A 14,678-nucleotide genomic window follows, 5' to 3' on the forward strand; every position below is an offset into this window, starting at 1 on the left:
GTTTTGAGAGAACACTCTCAATGGTTTGGTGGCGATAGCGAAGAGGTCACACCCGTTCCCATGCCGAACACGGAAGTTAAGCTCTTCAGCGCCGATGGTAGTCGGGGGTTTCCCCCTGTGAGAGTAGGACGCCGCCAAGCCATTACACGTAAGTGTAATATACGGAGGATTAGCTCAGCTGGGAGAGCATCTGCCTTACAAGCAGAGGGTCGGCGGTTCGAGCCCGTCATCCTCCACCATTCCTATCATACATAAGTTGGCGTATTAGGCCGGTGTAGCTCAATTGGTAGAGCAACTGACTTGTAATCAGTAGGTTGGGGGTTCAAGTCCTCTTGCCGGCACCACTTTTATATGTTATACTATATAAGTCTCTTGTAATAAGAGCCATTAGCTCAGTTGGTAGAGCATCTGACTTTTAATCAGAGGGTCGAAGGTTCGAGTCCTTCATGGCTCACCATGTTTTTCTTGCGGATGTGGCGGAATTGGCAGACGCGCTAGAATCAGGCTCTAGTGTCTTTACAGACGTGGGGGTTCAAGTCCCTTCATCCGCATTGCCAAACGCGGAAGTAGTTCAGTGGTAGAACATCACCTTGCCAAGGTGGGGGTCGCGGGTTCGAATCCCGTCTTCCGCTCCAACTATACTATACCATCCATGCCGGGGTGGTGGAATTGGCAGACACACAGGACTTAAAATCCTGCGGTAGGTGACTACCGTGCCGGTTCAAGTCCGGCCCTCGGCACTTATTGTTGCGCCCGTAGCTCAATTGGATAGAGCGTTTGACTACGGATCAAAAGGTTAGGGGTTCGACTCCTCTCGGGCGCGCCATACATACTTTTGAAAAACGGGAAGTAGCTCAGCTTGGTAGAGCACATGGTTTGGGACCATGGGGTCGCAGGTTCGAATCCTGTCTTCCCGACCATTTTGGGGCCTTAGCTCAGCTGGGAGAGCGCCTGCTTTGCACGCAGGAGGTCAGCGGTTCGATCCCGCTAGGCTCCACTTGATTTTAATTGTTTTTGGCGGTGTAGCTCAGCTGGCTAGAGCGTACGGTTCATACCCGTGAGGTCGGGGGTTCGATCCCCTCCGCCGCTACCATTGGACCTTTAGCTCAGTTGGTTAGAGCAGACGGCTCATAACCGTCCGGTCGTAGGTTCGAGTCCTACAAGGTCCACCACTTATACGGAGGAATACCCAAGTCTGGCTGAAGGGATCGGTCTTGAAAACCGACAGGGGTGTCAAAGCCCGCGGGGGTTCGAATCCCTCTTCCTCCGCCATATCTAATTTAATTATCATCGCGGGGTGGAGCAGTTCGGTAGCTCGTCGGGCTCATAACCCGAAGGTCGCAGGTTCAAATCCTGCCCCCGCAACCAAAAAATGGTCCGGTAGTTCAGTTGGTTAGAATGCCTGCCTGTCACGCAGGAGGTCGCGGGTTCGAGTCCCGTCCGGACCGCCATTTATAAAAAGGCTCGGTAGCTCAGTTGGTAGAGCAACGGACTGAAAATCCGTGTGTCGGCGGTTCGATTCCGTCCCGAGCCACCATTTAATTTAATATTGTTTTGGCGGTTGTGGCGAAGTGGTTAACGCACCAGATTGTGGCTCTGGCACTCGTGGGTTCGATTCCCATCAATCGCCCCAAACAACATGCGGGTGTAGTTTAGTGGTAAAACCTCAGCCTTCCAAGCTGATGTCGTGGGTTCGATTCCCATCACCCGCTCCATTTTTATATTGTCATGGGCCTGTAGCTCAGCTGGTTAGAGCGCACGCCTGATAAGCGTGAGGTCGGTGGTTCGAGTCCACTCAGGCCCACCATGATGATTTTTCCACAGTAGCTCAGTGGTAGAGCTATCGGCTGTTAACCGATCGGTCGCAGGTTCGAATCCTGCCTGTGGAGCCATACGGAGAAGTACTCAAGTGGCTGAAGAGGCGCCCCTGCTAAGGGTGTAGGTCGTGTAAGCGGCGCGAGGGTTCAAATCCCTCCTTCTCCGCCATAAGGCCCGTTGGTCAAGCGGTTAAGACACCGCCCTTTCACGGCGGTAACACGGGTTCGAATCCCGTACGGGTCATAATAAAAAACCTTGCATACTATGCAAGGTTTTTTATTATGCGTTCATAGCGTAAATGGTAAAAGACAGGTATGTGGCAAAAGCGCTCCATAATAAATAAGGAACCAGAAGCCAGGCTGAAGCTTTACTGTATTTACCGGCAATGAGCAACAGAATGAGTGTTATCACAGCCACAAGCAGGCAATCGATAGATGCAGCAAGCAAATTTTTCTGTGTGAATTGAAAATAGCTGAATCCTTGATTCACGATATAATTGATGAGGAGCATCACCCAAAAAGCTTTGGATTCTTTACATGAAAACCTTGCGTATATCAAGGCTGCTGAGAGCGAAATAAGCGCAAACAAAACCGCCCATATGATGCCGATCAATGATCCGCTCGGCGTCCAGTCAGGTTTTTGCAGCGCATCGTACCATTCCCGGTCGATGGGAAAGAGAAACCCTGCTAAAGAAAACAAGACATATGTAATGATAAATACAATAATTGCACCGATATACTTCTTTTTCATTTGTTCCCTCCGCCATTCAATGTCAATACGTTAGTTCCCTCTTTTGGAAAGATCAAACCTTTTAAAGATCCATGCACCATTAAGTATATGAATTTTCAGTGTGAAAATGCAGCAAACCATCTATTTGTATTCAAAAACCCCGGCAGGCCGGGGTTTTAATCAGCATGAAGATCGCCAAAGGTCGTCATAATTCCTTCTTCGTCCAGTTCCTGCTCATATTTTTCGTGTGCTTTGCTTGGATACACGGAAATGTTTTTTCCGGTAATATCTGTCGCGATAAAGTTTTCATAATCCTCAGCATAGCCGATGTTTTCTTCTGAGTTCATTGTCATATCCCCATAGCTGAGCGGCGGATCTTCTAAATCCTGAGGCGTTTCTGAGTTTCCATATTCCTCAACATCCTGATAAGCATCTTCACTATCGTAAGCCGCCCGGATTGATTCATCATCATCAAATTCAAACTGTCCGAACGGTGTTTCCTCTTCAATCGGCCTGTCTTTGGAAACGGCATCCTGCGAGGAATATTCCGCCAATGTCGTAGCCGTCGGCAGAGCTTCGAGTCTGTCATAAGGAATGTCCTTGCCGCTGACTTCACATGTGCCGTATGTGCCGTTTTCAATTTGTTTCAGAGAGTAATCAATATCGCGAAGGTGCTCCCGTTCATGGTCGAGCAGAGCCAGGTCTTTTTCCCGCTCGTATAATTCGGTCGCCTGATCGCCGGGATGATTGTCATAGGAAGACAATTCGCCGGATGATTGATACGGGAATTCATCAGTTAACTGAAATTGATCATTTTCTTTAAAGCGGCTTAAAATATCATCTCTGGCTTCTTCCAATTCTTTTTTTAAGTGTGTGATCTGTTCGTTTGTAAGCACATCAATCCCTCGTTTCTATGTGATGCTTACTGTTAGTATGAACGTTTTTGCGCAGAAAAATGGTGGATAAAAATAGTCATTTTCCCACGGGGAAGTAAAAGGATACAGTGATTGCCGAGAGTGGGGAAAGAAAATTCAAGTTTGTTTCTTTATTCATTTGCGCAAAAAGGTTTATAATAAGAAATGCGGGCATTTTGTCGTGCTCAAATCTGTGTGTTTGACACAAATTCATCACAGGTGTATTGTATTAAAAGCATTTAACGGATTATGGAGGAATGTCTCATGGTGACAACGGTGCAGCATACGTTCCGAGAGGAAGCAGATCATGCATTACATAAAGCCAAACAAGTCAACCATGCTGTCTTATTGAGCTATTCAAGACGTATTGCGTCTTTAGACCCTCTATCATTTTTCAAAGACGGAGCAAAAAAATATAAAGGCAAACGATTTTTTTGGTCAGAACCCGGTAGTGAATTAACAATAGTCGGTCTTGGCACAGAAGCGCTGTTCCAATCGAATGAAAAAAATGGAAAACGTTATCACGACGTTTTTGAACAATGGGAGCGCTTTAAAAAGACGGCTTTTCATATTCATGAAGAAGAAGAGGCGGCGCATACCGCGGTCGGCCCTGTCTTATTCGGCGGTTTTTCATTTAATCCCGCTGAAGAGAGAGGAGACGAATGGAACGGGTTCGAAGAAGGGCTGTTCTTTATCCCCTCACTCATGCTGACAAAGACGGCAGATGGTGATTATTTAACCGTCAATCAATGGGCGGCAGACGGTAATCAGGCAGAAGATACGCTGAAACGTCTGAAATCTTTTTCAGAAGCTTTTGCAGTTTCTTCAATTCAGTATGAAGAATATCCTGTTTTAACAAAAGCGGAAGAACTTGATGTGGAAAACTGGCTTGAAGCCATTAAAACAGCAACAAATGATATGAAGGCAAATCAATATGATAAAGTCGTGCTGGCAAGGGAAGTCGTTTTGTCATATGATGGGCCTATTCCGGCGGAGAGCGTTGTCCGCAAGCTTTTGACGGACCAAACGACAAGCTATGTTTTTGCGATTGAGCAGGGAGATAAATGCTTTGTCGGCGCATCACCGGAACGGCTGATCAAAAAATCCGGCAAAGACGTTATGTCCACCTGTCTGGCAGGTTCAATTAAGCGCGGAGAAAATCAACAAGAAGATGACCGTCTCGGCAAAGAGCTGCTGCATGACGAAAAAAATCTCGCGGAACATGATTTTGTGGTTAAGATGATACACGATTCTTTCTTGTCGAGCTGCAGCGATGTGAAAAAGCCTGCAGGTCCGCAATTATATAAAACAAAAAGTGTTCAGCATCTATATACGCCGATCACAGGCCATCTGAAAACGTCCGCTTCGCTGTTTGATTTAATTGAAAAGCTGCATCCCACTCCGGCATTGGGCGGAGCTCCCCAGCAGAAAGCTGTTGAAGTTATCGCTGATATTGAACCGATGACACGCGGATGGTACGCGGCTCCGATCGGCTGGATGGACGGCAGGGAAAACGGAGAATTTGTCGTGGCTATCCGATCAGGGCTGATTGAAGGCAAAAGTGCGCGGCTTTTCGCAGGCTGCGGTATTGTTGAAGATTCAGATCCGCAATCAGAATATGAAGAAACACAAATTAAACTAAAGCCGATGATCTCTGCTTTAGGAGGTGAAAGGCTTTGACAAACCCGATTACACATTATATCGGAAGTTTTATTGATGAATTCGCTCTATCTGGTGTCACCGACGCGGTTGTTTGCCCGGGATCGAGGTCAACTCCCCTGGCGGTTTTGGCGGCGGCCCACCCGGATATTCAAGTCCATATACAGATTGATGAACGATCCGCAGGTTTTTTCGCACTCGGTCTTGCAAAAGCCCGCCAGCGTCCGGTCATGCTGATTTGTACGTCAGGAACGGCAGCGGCTAACTTCTATCCGGCCGTGATTGAAGCTCATTATTCAAGAGTGCCTCTTATTGTCCTGACTGCTGACCGGCCTCATGAATTGAGGGAAGTGGGGGCGCCTCAGGCGATTAACCAGCATTTTCTGTTCGGTAACTTTGTTAAGTTTTTCACAGACTCGGCTCTGCCTGAGGAAAATCCTCAAATGCTGAGCTATATCAGAACATTGGCCGGCAGAGCCGTAAGTGAGGCCGGGAAGCGCCCGATGGGGCCAGTCCATATCAATGTGCCGCTCAGAGAGCCTTTGATGCCGGATTTATCAGCCGGACCTTTTGAAAGAATGAGAAAGGGGAAGCACGTATCAGTCACAACAGGGATGCAGTCAGCTGATCAAGACGCGCTCTGTCATATTACAGAGCGTCTCGCGGGTACCGAAAGAGGTATGATCGTCTGCGGCGAAATTCACGGTGAAGCAGAAAAGCAGCAAATCATCGCGCTTGCCGAGATGCTTCAGTTCCCGATTTTGGCTGATCCGCTTTCAAACCTCCGAAACGGGGAGCATGATAAGACGCTGATTATTGATGCTTATGACTCGTTCTTAAAAGATGAAGAAATAAAAGAGGCGCTGCGCCCTGACGCTGTGATCCGCTTCGGCCCGATGCCGGTTTCCAAACCGCTCTTTTTATGGCTCAGAGATGATCCTGCCATTGAGCAGTTTATCGTCGATGAAGACGGAGGATGGAGAGATCCCACCCAGGCCGGCGCGCATATGATTCATTGCCATCCGTCGGTGTTTTTGGAAGCGGTCCGTTCAGCTGAAACCGGAAAACGGCCGTCCGGATGGCTTGAGAAATGGCAGTTTGTCAATGAGCGGTTCCGGAGTCATTTACAGGCCGCGAGCATGGATGATTTATCATTTGAAGGAAATGTATATCGTCAGCTTCAGCACCTTGTCCCTGAAGGCAGTTCGATTTTTGTCGGCAACAGCATGCCGATCCGCGACGTGGATACTTTCTTTGAAAAACAAGATCGTTCCTTCCGTGTCTATGCCAACCGTGGTGCTAACGGCATTGACGGAGTTGTCTCCTCGGCTATGGGGCTGTGTGAAGGTACAAAAGCTCCTGTCACGCTTGTCATTGGAGATTTATCGTTTTACCATGATTTAAACGGGCTGTTAGCGGCTAAAAAACTTGGAATTCCGCTTACGGTTATTTTAATAAACAATGATGGCGGCGGGATTTTCTCGTTTTTGCCGCAGGCATCTGATAAGACTCATTTTGAAGAACTGTTCGGTACGCCGACGGGTCTTGATTTCCGGCATGCCGCCGCACTGTACGGCGGGACGTATACTTGTCCTGAGACATGGGAGGCATTTAAGGATGCGTATCAGCCGCAGGCGGACAAGCCCGGACTTCATATAATCGAGCTGAAAACAGATCGGACATCAAGAGTTCAATTCCATCGTGATCTGCTGCAGGCCGCAGTGCGGGAAGTGAAAAAAGAATGGAAACTGTAACAGTTAAAACGGCTGACGGCGTATGCTATCGTGCTGCTGATAGCGGACACGAATCGTCTGAAGCTATTGTTTGTCTGCATGGATTTACGGGCAGCAAAGAATCATGGATGTTTTTACGCGGCATGTTTCCCGGCGAGCGAATGGTGATGATTGACTGCCTGGGTCACGGGGAGACAGACGCGCCTGTGCAAGCGGCAAGGTATAGTGCGAGCCGGCAGGTTGCGGACCTTGCCGCCGTTTTTGATCAATTAAAACTTCACAAAGTGAAACTTATTGGTTATTCTATGGGGGGGAGACTTGCGTATTCCTTTGCACAGGCATTTCCGCATCGGGTGTCAGCGCTTGTTTTGGAAAGTACAACCCCGGGCCTCAGCACGCTTCAGGAACGCAAAAAGCGGATTCAGTCAGACCGGAAGCTTGCTGACTTTATATTGTGGGAAGGTATAACATCGTTTGTTGATTATTGGGAGAGCATTCCGTTGTTTGCCACGCAGCTTTCTCTGCCGGACAGCGTAAAGGCGTCCATCCGTGCCGGCAGGCTGAAGAATAATCCGTCCGGACTTGCAGGAAGCCTGCTCGGAATGGGGACGGGCTCACAGCCTTCCTGGTGGGAGGCATTACACCGCATCAAGGCGCCCGTCCTGCTTATATGCGGTGAATGGGATGAAAAGTTTTGCGCTATTAATCAAAAGGTGCATAACCTGCTCCCATCAAGTAAAATAGAGGTTGTCAAACAGGCGGGGCACACGGTACATGTGGAACAGCCGCGAATTTTTGGTAAGATAGTAAGTGAGTTTTTATACGGCTTGTAAAGCATAAAGAAAATAGCTTTTCGGCCGGACTCAGGCAAAAATGAAGGAGGTCATATCAATGGCTGCAGAATGGAAAAGTGAACGTCAGTACGATGAAATCCTGTACGAGACGTATAACGGTATTGCAAAAATAACAATTAACCGCCCGGAGGTACATAACGCATTTACTCCTAAGACGGTATCAGAAATGATTGACGCATTTGCTTGTGCGCGTGATGACTCTAATATTGGTGTCATCGTTCTTGCGGGAGCGGGAGATAAAGCATTCTGTTCAGGCGGAGACCAAAAAGTCCGCGGTCACGGCGGATATGTCGGAGACGATCAGATCCCGCGTCTGAATGTGCTTGATCTTCAGCGTTTGATCCGCGTGATTCCTAAACCGGTCGTAGCGATGGTATCAGGCTATGCCATCGGCGGAGGCCATGTGCTTCATATCGTCTGTGATTTAACGATTGCGGCCGATAACGCGATTTTCGGTCAAACCGGCCCGAAAGTGGGAAGCTTTGATGCCGGTTACGGCTCAGGTTACCTGGCGCGTATCGTCGGACATAAGAAAGCCCGTGAAATCTGGTACCTGTGCCGTCAATACAACGCGCAGGAAGCGCTCGACATGGGGCTTGTCAATACGGTTGTCCCATTAGAGAAACTTGAAGAGGAAACAATTAAATGGTGTGAAGAAATGCTTGAGAAAAGCCCTACAGCCCTTCGTTTCCTTAAAGCGGCATTTAACGCTGATACAGACGGCCTCGCCGGAATTCAGCAATTTGCAGGAGATGCAACGCTTCTTTATTACACGACTGACGAAGCGAAAGAAGGCCGTGATTCCTTTAAAGAGAAACGCAGTCCCGATTTCGGTCAATTCCCTCGTTTTCCGTGATCAGATGACACTACGAAACAGCTTGAGCCGCTCTGGTCCAAGCTGTTTTCTTTTCAAAAACAGTACTTTTACCTCGGAGATGATAACATGCTGACAGAACAGCCGAATTGGCTCATTCAAAGGGCTCAGCTGACACCGGAGAGAATCGCTCTCAAATTTGAAAACAAACAGATGACATTCAGAGAATTATATCATGCTTCTAAACAAATGGCCGCGCGGCTGTCCAAATACTGCTCGCTTAAAAAAGGAGACAGGGCCGCGATTTTGCTTTCTAACAGACCGGAAATGGTTTATGCCGTTCACGCCTGCTTCTTATTAGGGGCGGAAGCTGTGCTGTTGAATACGAAGCTCTCAAAACAGGAACGGTTGTTTCAGCTCGAAGATTCACAGGCAAAGCTTTTATTAACGGAGGACGGTTTTTGCCGCGAAGAATATGAATCTGCGGTCGCCACCGCAGATGTGGACGAGCTGCAGGCTGAAGAGGCGGGTGACATGGAGCCGGAAGCTTATGTAACGCTTGATGATACGGCGACTCTTATGTATACGTCAGGAACAACGGGAAGGCCGAAGGGGGTGCAGCAGACTTTCGGTAATCATTATTCCAGCGCTGTATCGTCTGCGCTGAATCTGGGGGTCACGGAGCGGGACCGCTGGCTTATTGCGCTGCCGCTGTTTCATATCAGCGGACTGTCTGCGCTGTTTAAGTCGGTCATTTACGGCATGCCTGTCGTGCTTCATCAAAAATTTTCTGTCACTGATGTGCTGGACAGCATCAGCTCCCATCAGGTCACGATCATTTCAGCGGTGCAGACCATGCTCTCGGGCCTGCTTGCGGAAACTGAACAATGTCCTGAATCACTGCGCTGCATTCTGCTTGGCGGGGGTCCGGCACCGCTGTCGCTCCTTGAAGAATGCCGCAGGAAACAATTTCCGGTATTCCAATCTTACGGCTTGACTGAAACCTGCTCACAGATTGTCACGCTTTCTCCGGAATTCAGTATGGACAAGCTCGGCTCGGCCGGTAAACCGCTGTTTTCATGCGAAATTAGAATTGAAAAAGACGGAAACCCTTGTGCGCCGTTTGAACATGGTGAAATTACGGTGAAAGGCCCGAATGTAATGAAAGGGTATTATCATCGTGACGACGCGAACCAGGCCGCTTTTCATAATGGATGGTTTAAAACGGGCGATCTTGGCTATTTGGATGATGAAGGGTTTTTATACGTGCTGGACAGGCGGTCGGACCTCATCATTTCAGGCGGAGAGAACATCTACCCGGCAGAAGTGGAAGCGGCGCTTCTTGCCCATCCGGCTGTAGCGGAGGCTGGTGTTTCGGGAGCCGAAGATCCGAAGTGGGGGAAAGTGCCGCATGCTTTTCTCGTGCTGACTTCTTCTGTCAGTTCTGAGGAGCTGACCGCTTTTTGCCGTGAGCGGCTTGCAAAATATAAAATACCGGCTGCTTTTTTCACGGTTGACGAGCTCCCGCGGAATGCGTCCAATAAACTGATGAGGCATCGGCTGAATGAGCTTCGTAAAGGAGAATTGTCATGATTAAGATTGAAAAAATCACCCTTTATCATGTAAGTATGAGGCTGAAAAAACCGTTTAAAACAAGTATTGAAACGCTGCAGGACCGTAAATTTTTGATCGTGGAAGCGATCGATGAAACCGGGAGAACCGGCTGGGGGGAGGTATCGGCGTTTTCTTCTCCGTGGTATACAGAAGAAACGATTCAGACATGCGCGCATATGCTGAGAGATTTTTTTATCCCAAATGTCGTAGGCCGCGAGTTTTTCCATCCGTCAGAAGTGCCTGACAGTCTCGCGCGTTTCAAAGGGAACCGCATGGCAAAAGCGGGGCTTGAATCAGCCGTGTGGGATCTATATGCCAAGAAAAAGGGGATATCTCTCGCAGAAGCCTTAGGGGGCAAAAGAGATAAAGTGCCCGCCGGCGTGGCGGTGGGTCTGGCTTCGGCTGATGAGATGCTTCGGGAAATTGAGCAATACGTAAAAGAAGGTTATCAACGTATAAAAATAAAAATTCAGCCCGGCCATGACGTTGATCTGGTCAGAGCCATCCGCAGCTGTTTTCCGAACGTGCCGCTGATGGCGGATGCCAACTCGGCTTATGAACTGAAAGACATCAGCAGGCTGAAAGAGTTGGATGAATTCCAGCTCATGATGATAGAACAGCCGCTTCAGGCAGATGATATTGTCGATCACCGCCACCTGCAGAAACACTTAAGAACCGCGGTATGCCTTGATGAAAGCATATGCTCATATGATGATGCAAGGCGGGCGATTGAGCTTGGGAGCTGTAAAATCATTAACATAAAACCGGCGCGTGTAGGAGGCCTGACAGAGGCTTTAAAAATACATGACTTATGCAGAGAGCATCACATGCCGGTTTGGTGCGGCGGAATGTTTGAAACCGGCATTTCGAGAGCGCAGACAGTCGCGCTTGCTTCGCTGCCGCAATTTACAATACCGGGTGATATTTCCTCATCAGACCGATACTGGGAGGAGGATATTGTCACTCCCGACATCCGTATCGAAGAGGGATTCATCTCTGTCCCGGACGGTCCCGGACTGGGTGTTGAAGTCAATCAGGAAATAATGAGAAAATACGTCACCCAAATGGACGTTTTTACGACAAACAACTGATAAAAAGACATTTCAGCGAGTTGAGCTGCCTGTATGCTGCTGTTATATTGAAACTGTTCATTATCACCCCTTCCCCCGTTTGAACCGGCTGTATCAGCCGGTTTTTTTAATAGGCAAATGCGATGATTTTTTTATTCTTCAAACAGTGTCGGCTTTACATCGCAGGTGCTGCTTTCCGGCTGGGGCAAACATGTACATCTTGATAAAAAATTCTGTGCTTGTCATGAATGCGATACTGATTGTATCGCATGCCGCCGCCTATATTTGCCGCCGAACCGCCTTTCTGCCATGCTTCTCATCCGCGCGGTTTTCTCCGGTTCAGGGATGCTTGCGGCGGAAATGAAAAAGAGCTGTATAAAACAGCTCTTTTCTTTTATAAATCATGCGGTTTAAAGGTTTTGCAATCCGTTTCTTCACTTTTTTCAGCGGTTTCGCCTGTATGGCTGACCACATAAATAGCGTCGGCCGTGCATTTGTTTCCTCTGCCCCAATATGAACAGTTATTGACTTCACACAGAATTTTTTGGTCCATGCTGGCTCCCCTCCAAGATAAAAGGTACGCCATTAGTATGAACCGCTCTGATTTCTGTTATTCCTCCTGGCGGATATAACGTCTGTCTTTCATAAAGAGCTTCCAGAAGAAATAAAACCCGGGAAACAAAATAATGAAAGCGACGATATACGTCATAAACAGCGCCTTGAAGGTTGCCGGCTCCGTAAATCCAGACATGACCGTAATATCGGGATAAATCATATAAGGAAGGTGGGCCCGTCCGTACGCATAGCTTGCCAGGAAATATTGCAGCGCAATGGCGATCATGGCGATTCTCGGTTTGCCGATGTTCTGGCCGAAGCGTTTATTCGGCAGAAACAGGGCCGCGCCCGCAATAATAAATGTAATGACAGACAGGATGAGCCATGTCTTGTCTTTCATCATCCCCGTATACAGCCAGCCGGCTTCAGAGTGTAATGTCACCATAATGAAGATGGCAAAAAGAAGTGACAGCGGCCCTGTTATTAAAGAGCTCCGTCTGTAGATGCGGTACGCATGCTCCTCTTCCGCAACATTTGAAAAGTCAGCCAGAAGCAGCGAAGATAAAAACAAAGTGCTTAAAATGGCAAAGCCGATAAACGCATACGCATTAGGGCTTGTAAAGACATTTGCCAAATTTAAGTGATACACTCCGCCCGTCTTGTCGATAAATCCCCCGTGTGTGACCGGAAGGACCAAAATCAGCACGGCAGGAATAATGAAGCCTGAAATTCCGGAGATATATCTCATGATTTTTCTTTCCTTCGCCGTATTGGAGAAGACGAGAAAGCCGCTGCGGATCGCTAAAAGCAGCAGAATGATACTCCCCGGAATCAATAAAACGGTCCCCAGCACGAAGGTTGCCCCGGGAAAGAAGCTGAAAAGGGCGACAACGATTGCGACGATAAAGACGTTGGTCACTTCCCATGTCGGGGACAAATAACGGTTGGCGATGTTTGTCGCCTTTGTTTGTTCTTTATTTAAATAAATCATCGACCAAAAGCCGGCTCCGAAGTCCATCGTTGCCATGACCGCGTAGATAAACACGAAGCCCCATACGATTGATATCGCGATGAGAGCGTCCATGGTAATGTCCATTTCAATTCAGCCCTTTCTTTGTTAAGATTCCGCCGCTTTTACATCCTCCTCAACGGGATGTTTGCGGAAATAATAAAGCAGCACATAAATGACTGCGGCCGCCAAAATGGCGTAAACCACCGTAAACAGGATGAACAGCAAGCCGATTGAACCGGTTGTGGTGACGACATCTGATGTTTTCAGCAGATGATAAATCACCCATGGCTGCCGTCCCGTACAAGCGAATATCCACCCGAATTCAATTCCGATCAGACTGAGCGGTCCTGCGGTTAAAAATAAAATCAAAAGCCAAGTCGGAAAGCTGTCTTTCTTTAAGATTTTTCTCCATACGATGCCGATGATGGAGTATAAAATGAGCAGCATTCCGATGCCGACCATTCCGTTAAACAGTGTATGGATGAATAAAGGCGGCCACTCGTCTTTCGGAAACGCGTTCAACCCTTTAACGACGGTATCAAAGCTGTTTGCAGCCAAAAAGCTTAAAGCCCACGGCACTTCTATCGCCCATTTTACTTTTTCTTCTTTTGGATCGGTAAAACCGCCGATCGCAAGCGGAGCGTGTGATCTTGTTTCGAACAGCCCTTCTGCGCCCGCAAGCTTTTCAGGCTGGTATTCGTAAAGAAGCTGAGCTGATTCGTGTCCGTTTAAAGAAGCAATAATGGAAAAGATTCCGCCGATCGTTAAGGCGAGCAGCAGCGCTTTTCGGTGAAAGCGGTATACCTGCTCCTGTTTTCTCGTTCTCAGCATTTTATAAGCCGCTACTGACGCGACGATAAATGCACCGGTCATGAAAGCCGTCAGAACGACATGGCCCGCGGTGGTGAAAAAGCTTGGATTAAAAAACGCTGCCCACGGTTCGACGTCAGTGATTTTGCCGTTTAAAATTTTAAAGCCGGCCGGCGTTCCTTCAAATGCGTGAACATTTGTGATTAAGACGGCGGATGCCGCGGCGCCGATCAAAACGAAAATAACGGCAATGATGCGCATCGCCGGAGTCAGCCGATCAGCGGCGTAGACATAAATGGACATAAACAGCGCTTCGATAAAGAAAGCATAAATTTCAATCTGAAACGGAAGTGACATCACCCTGCCGATGACCTCCATGAATCCGGGCCACAAAAGGGCAAGCTGTGTACCCGCGATCGTTCCGGTCGGTATCGCCACGCCGAGCAGAACAGCCTGCGCCTTCGTCCACCTTTTCGCCATAATGGCATAATGCGGATCTTTTGTTTTTTGATAAATCAATTCGGCCATTAAAATCATCAGAGGCAAGCCGACACCAAGCGTCGCAAAAATAATATGAAAGCCCATTGTTGTCCCGAACAGACTTCTGGCTAATACTAAATCATCCACGATCATAAACCGCCTTTCTAAATTACCGTTTTATGTAATGTGGTTATATTATTTGCTGAAGCGATTAGATTATTCTTCCGATTCCATATATGTACAGGGTTTAGAAATCAAGGGATCAGGGCATATATGATTGACAAGCGCCTATTTAAGGTTTAGAATAAAACGTAATTATTACGATTTAAGAAAGGAAGATCACCATGAAAAAAGATATTCATCCGGATAACCATCAAGTGATTTTTCAAGATGTGAACAGCGGCTACCGCTTTTTAAGCCATTCTACGAAAACGTCAGAGGAAACGGCAGAGTGGGAAGACGGAAAAACATACCCGCTGATTAAAGTGGAAGTCAGCTCAGATACGCATCCGTTTTATACGGGCCGCCAAAAATTCAACGAAAAAGGCGGGAGAGTCGAACAGTTCAACAAAAAATACAATATGGGGAAATAAGACAAGCCCAATAGGGTTTGTCT

12 protein-coding genes, 21 tRNA genes and 1 rRNA gene are annotated in these 14,678 nt (G+C 47.9%); 29 read left to right on the plus strand and 5 right to left on the minus strand.

The annotated features are described in order from the left end of the window. Positions 1–24: 24 nt before the first annotated feature. The 22 genes from rrf to ACWJJ5_RS10155 all read left to right on the plus strand — a co-directional run bounded on the left by rrf (position 25) and on the right by ACWJJ5_RS10155 (position 2,061). Positions 25–140: ribosomal RNA gene (gene rrf / locus ACWJJ5_RS10050) — 5S ribosomal RNA — on the plus strand. Positions 141–163: 23 nt separating this feature from the next. Further along, positions 164–239, plus strand: a tRNA-Val gene (locus tag ACWJJ5_RS10055). Between the two features lie 29 nt (positions 240–268). Next, positions 269–344 (plus strand) — tRNA-Thr (locus ACWJJ5_RS10060). Positions 345–381: 37 nt separating this feature from the next. Continuing rightward, positions 382–457, plus strand: a tRNA-Lys gene (locus tag ACWJJ5_RS10065). Between the two features lie 10 nt (positions 458–467). After that, a tRNA-Leu gene (locus ACWJJ5_RS10070) sits at positions 468–551 on the plus strand. A gap of 9 nt (positions 552–560) precedes the next feature. Continuing rightward, positions 561–635: transfer RNA gene (locus tag ACWJJ5_RS10075), tRNA-Gly, on the plus strand. A 19-nt stretch (positions 636–654) separates the two neighbouring features. Continuing rightward, positions 655–740: transfer RNA gene (locus ACWJJ5_RS10080), tRNA-Leu, on the plus strand. Between the two features lie 9 nt (positions 741–749). Further along, positions 750–826 (plus strand) — tRNA-Arg (locus ACWJJ5_RS10085). Between the two features lie 17 nt (positions 827–843). Next, positions 844–920 (plus strand) — tRNA-Pro (locus ACWJJ5_RS10090). 4 nt (positions 921–924) lie between these two features. Then, a tRNA-Ala gene (locus tag ACWJJ5_RS10095) sits at positions 925–997 on the plus strand. Between the two features lie 19 nt (positions 998–1,016). Continuing rightward, a tRNA-Met gene (locus tag ACWJJ5_RS10100) sits at positions 1,017–1,093 on the plus strand. A gap of 2 nt (positions 1,094–1,095) precedes the next feature. After that, a tRNA-Ile gene (locus ACWJJ5_RS10105) sits at positions 1,096–1,172 on the plus strand. A gap of 7 nt (positions 1,173–1,179) precedes the next feature. Next, positions 1,180–1,272: transfer RNA gene (locus ACWJJ5_RS10110), tRNA-Ser, on the plus strand. A 19-nt stretch (positions 1,273–1,291) separates the two neighbouring features. Next, positions 1,292–1,368 (plus strand) — tRNA-Met (locus ACWJJ5_RS10115). 6 nt (positions 1,369–1,374) lie between these two features. Continuing rightward, positions 1,375–1,451 (plus strand) — tRNA-Asp (locus tag ACWJJ5_RS10120). A gap of 10 nt (positions 1,452–1,461) precedes the next feature. Continuing rightward, a tRNA-Phe gene (locus tag ACWJJ5_RS10125) sits at positions 1,462–1,537 on the plus strand. 20 nt (positions 1,538–1,557) lie between these two features. Next, positions 1,558–1,633 (plus strand) — tRNA-His (locus tag ACWJJ5_RS10130). An 8-nt stretch (positions 1,634–1,641) separates the two neighbouring features. Continuing rightward, positions 1,642–1,715 (plus strand) — tRNA-Gly (locus ACWJJ5_RS10135). A gap of 15 nt (positions 1,716–1,730) precedes the next feature. Further along, positions 1,731–1,807 (plus strand) — tRNA-Ile (locus ACWJJ5_RS10140). Positions 1,808–1,817: 10 nt separating this feature from the next. Continuing rightward, positions 1,818–1,892: transfer RNA gene (locus tag ACWJJ5_RS10145), tRNA-Asn, on the plus strand. Positions 1,893–1,895: 3 nt separating this feature from the next. Beyond that, positions 1,896–1,986, plus strand: a tRNA-Ser gene (locus tag ACWJJ5_RS10150). Between the two features lie 3 nt (positions 1,987–1,989). Then, positions 1,990–2,061 (plus strand) — tRNA-Glu (locus ACWJJ5_RS10155). 36 nt (positions 2,062–2,097) lie between these two features. Here ACWJJ5_RS10155 and ACWJJ5_RS10160 read toward each other — a convergent pair. Then, positions 2,098–2,568, minus strand: coding sequence for a TspO/MBR family protein (locus ACWJJ5_RS10160; RefSeq protein WP_353575201.1), 471 nt, complete (start codon positions 2,566–2,568; stop codon positions 2,098–2,100). A 155-nt stretch (positions 2,569–2,723) separates the two neighbouring features. Next, entirely contained in the window at positions 2,724–3,443 is a 720-nt protein-coding gene (locus tag ACWJJ5_RS10165; protein ID WP_003152213.1) for a TraR/DksA C4-type zinc finger protein, read from the minus strand. Positions 3,444–3,725: 282 nt separating this feature from the next. Between ACWJJ5_RS10165 and ACWJJ5_RS10170 the strand changes: the two genes are divergently transcribed. From ACWJJ5_RS10170 to menC, 6 genes are all read left to right on the plus strand, one after another. Further along, on the plus strand, positions 3,726–5,141 hold the full coding sequence (locus tag ACWJJ5_RS10170; protein ID WP_167860369.1) for an isochorismate synthase: 1,416 nt from the start codon (positions 3,726–3,728) through the stop codon (positions 5,139–5,141). Beyond that, positions 5,138–6,874: a 2-succinyl-5-enolpyruvyl-6-hydroxy-3-cyclohexene-1-carboxylic-acid synthase gene (gene menD / locus ACWJJ5_RS10175; protein ID WP_167860368.1), complete on the plus strand. Its 1,737-nt coding sequence runs from the start codon at positions 5,138–5,140 to the stop codon at positions 6,872–6,874. Before ACWJJ5_RS10170 ends, menD begins: the two co-directional genes overlap by 4 nt. Next, positions 6,862–7,686 (plus strand): 2-succinyl-6-hydroxy-2,4-cyclohexadiene-1-carboxylate synthase, encoded by an 825-nt coding sequence (gene menH / locus ACWJJ5_RS10180; protein WP_071391457.1) that lies wholly within the window; start codon positions 6,862–6,864, stop codon positions 7,684–7,686. The genes menD and menH overlap by 13 nt, the downstream gene beginning before the upstream one ends. Before the next feature lie 58 nt (positions 7,687–7,744). Further along, positions 7,745–8,563: a 1,4-dihydroxy-2-naphthoyl-CoA synthase gene (gene menB / locus ACWJJ5_RS10185; RefSeq protein WP_003152221.1), complete on the plus strand. Its 819-nt coding sequence runs from the start codon at positions 7,745–7,747 to the stop codon at positions 8,561–8,563. Positions 8,564–8,650: 87 nt separating this feature from the next. Continuing rightward, a complete protein-coding gene (locus tag ACWJJ5_RS10190; RefSeq protein WP_094247628.1) occupies positions 8,651–10,114 on the plus strand; it encodes an o-succinylbenzoate--CoA ligase in 1,464 nt (487 codons plus the stop codon). After that, positions 10,111–11,226: an o-succinylbenzoate synthase gene (gene menC / locus ACWJJ5_RS10195; RefSeq protein ID WP_353575200.1), complete on the plus strand. Its 1,116-nt coding sequence runs from the start codon at positions 10,111–10,113 to the stop codon at positions 11,224–11,226. The genes ACWJJ5_RS10190 and menC overlap by 4 nt, the downstream gene beginning before the upstream one ends. A 373-nt stretch (positions 11,227–11,599) precedes the next feature. Here menC and ACWJJ5_RS10200 read toward each other — a convergent pair whose 3' ends face one another. The 3 genes from ACWJJ5_RS10200 to ACWJJ5_RS10210 are packed head-to-tail and all read right to left on the minus strand — an operon-like array spanning position 11,600 to position 14,209. Then, positions 11,600–11,758, minus strand: coding sequence for a DUF1540 domain-containing protein (locus tag ACWJJ5_RS10200; protein ID WP_007408842.1), 159 nt, complete (start codon positions 11,756–11,758; stop codon positions 11,600–11,602). A 57-nt stretch (positions 11,759–11,815) separates the two neighbouring features. Continuing rightward, complete coding sequence (locus tag ACWJJ5_RS10205) at positions 11,816–12,856, minus strand: cytochrome d ubiquinol oxidase subunit II (protein ID WP_102422715.1); 1,041 nt, start codon at positions 12,854–12,856, stop codon at positions 11,816–11,818. Positions 12,857–12,877: 21 nt separating this feature from the next. Further along, positions 12,878–14,209 carry a cytochrome ubiquinol oxidase subunit I gene (locus tag ACWJJ5_RS10210; RefSeq protein WP_102422720.1) on the minus strand — a complete coding sequence of 444 codons (1,332 nt, stop codon included), beginning with the start codon at positions 14,207–14,209 and terminating at the stop codon, positions 12,878–12,880. A gap of 197 nt (positions 14,210–14,406) precedes the next feature. Between ACWJJ5_RS10210 and ACWJJ5_RS10215 the strand changes: the two genes are divergently transcribed. Then, positions 14,407–14,655, plus strand: coding sequence for a type B 50S ribosomal protein L31 (locus tag ACWJJ5_RS10215; RefSeq protein WP_003152229.1), 249 nt, complete (start codon positions 14,407–14,409; stop codon positions 14,653–14,655). The last annotated feature ends 23 nt before the right edge of the window (positions 14,656–14,678 follow it).

The sequence above is a fragment of the Bacillus sp. JK74 genome (assembly GCF_053663395.1).

What these genes read in the sequence shown, in the direction of transcription:
- ACWJJ5_RS10160 (WP_353575201.1), bottom strand. Translation starts at nt 2,568, where the DNA reads ATGAAAAAGAAGTATATCGGTGCAATTATTGTATTTATCATTACATAT.
- ACWJJ5_RS10170 (WP_167860369.1), top strand. Translation starts at nt 3,726, where the DNA reads ATGGTGACAACGGTGCAGCATACGTTCCGAGAGGAAGCAGATCATGCA.
- menH (WP_071391457.1), top strand. Translation starts at nt 6,862, where the DNA reads ATGGAAACTGTAACAGTTAAAACGGCTGACGGCGTATGCTATCGTGCT.
- menB (WP_003152221.1), top strand. Translation starts at nt 7,745, where the DNA reads ATGGCTGCAGAATGGAAAAGTGAACGTCAGTACGATGAAATCCTGTAC.
- ACWJJ5_RS10190 (WP_094247628.1), top strand. Translation starts at nt 8,651, where the DNA reads ATGCTGACAGAACAGCCGAATTGGCTCATTCAAAGGGCTCAGCTGACA.
- menC (WP_353575200.1), top strand. Translation starts at nt 10,111, where the DNA reads ATGATTAAGATTGAAAAAATCACCCTTTATCATGTAAGTATGAGGCTG.
- ACWJJ5_RS10200 (WP_007408842.1), bottom strand. Translation starts at nt 11,758, where the DNA reads ATGGACCAAAAAATTCTGTGTGAAGTCAATAACTGTTCATATTGGGGC.
- ACWJJ5_RS10205 (WP_102422715.1), bottom strand. Translation starts at nt 12,856, where the DNA reads ATGGACATTACCATGGACGCTCTCATCGCGATATCAATCGTATGGGGC.
- ACWJJ5_RS10215 (WP_003152229.1), top strand. Translation starts at nt 14,407, where the DNA reads ATGAAAAAAGATATTCATCCGGATAACCATCAAGTGATTTTTCAAGAT.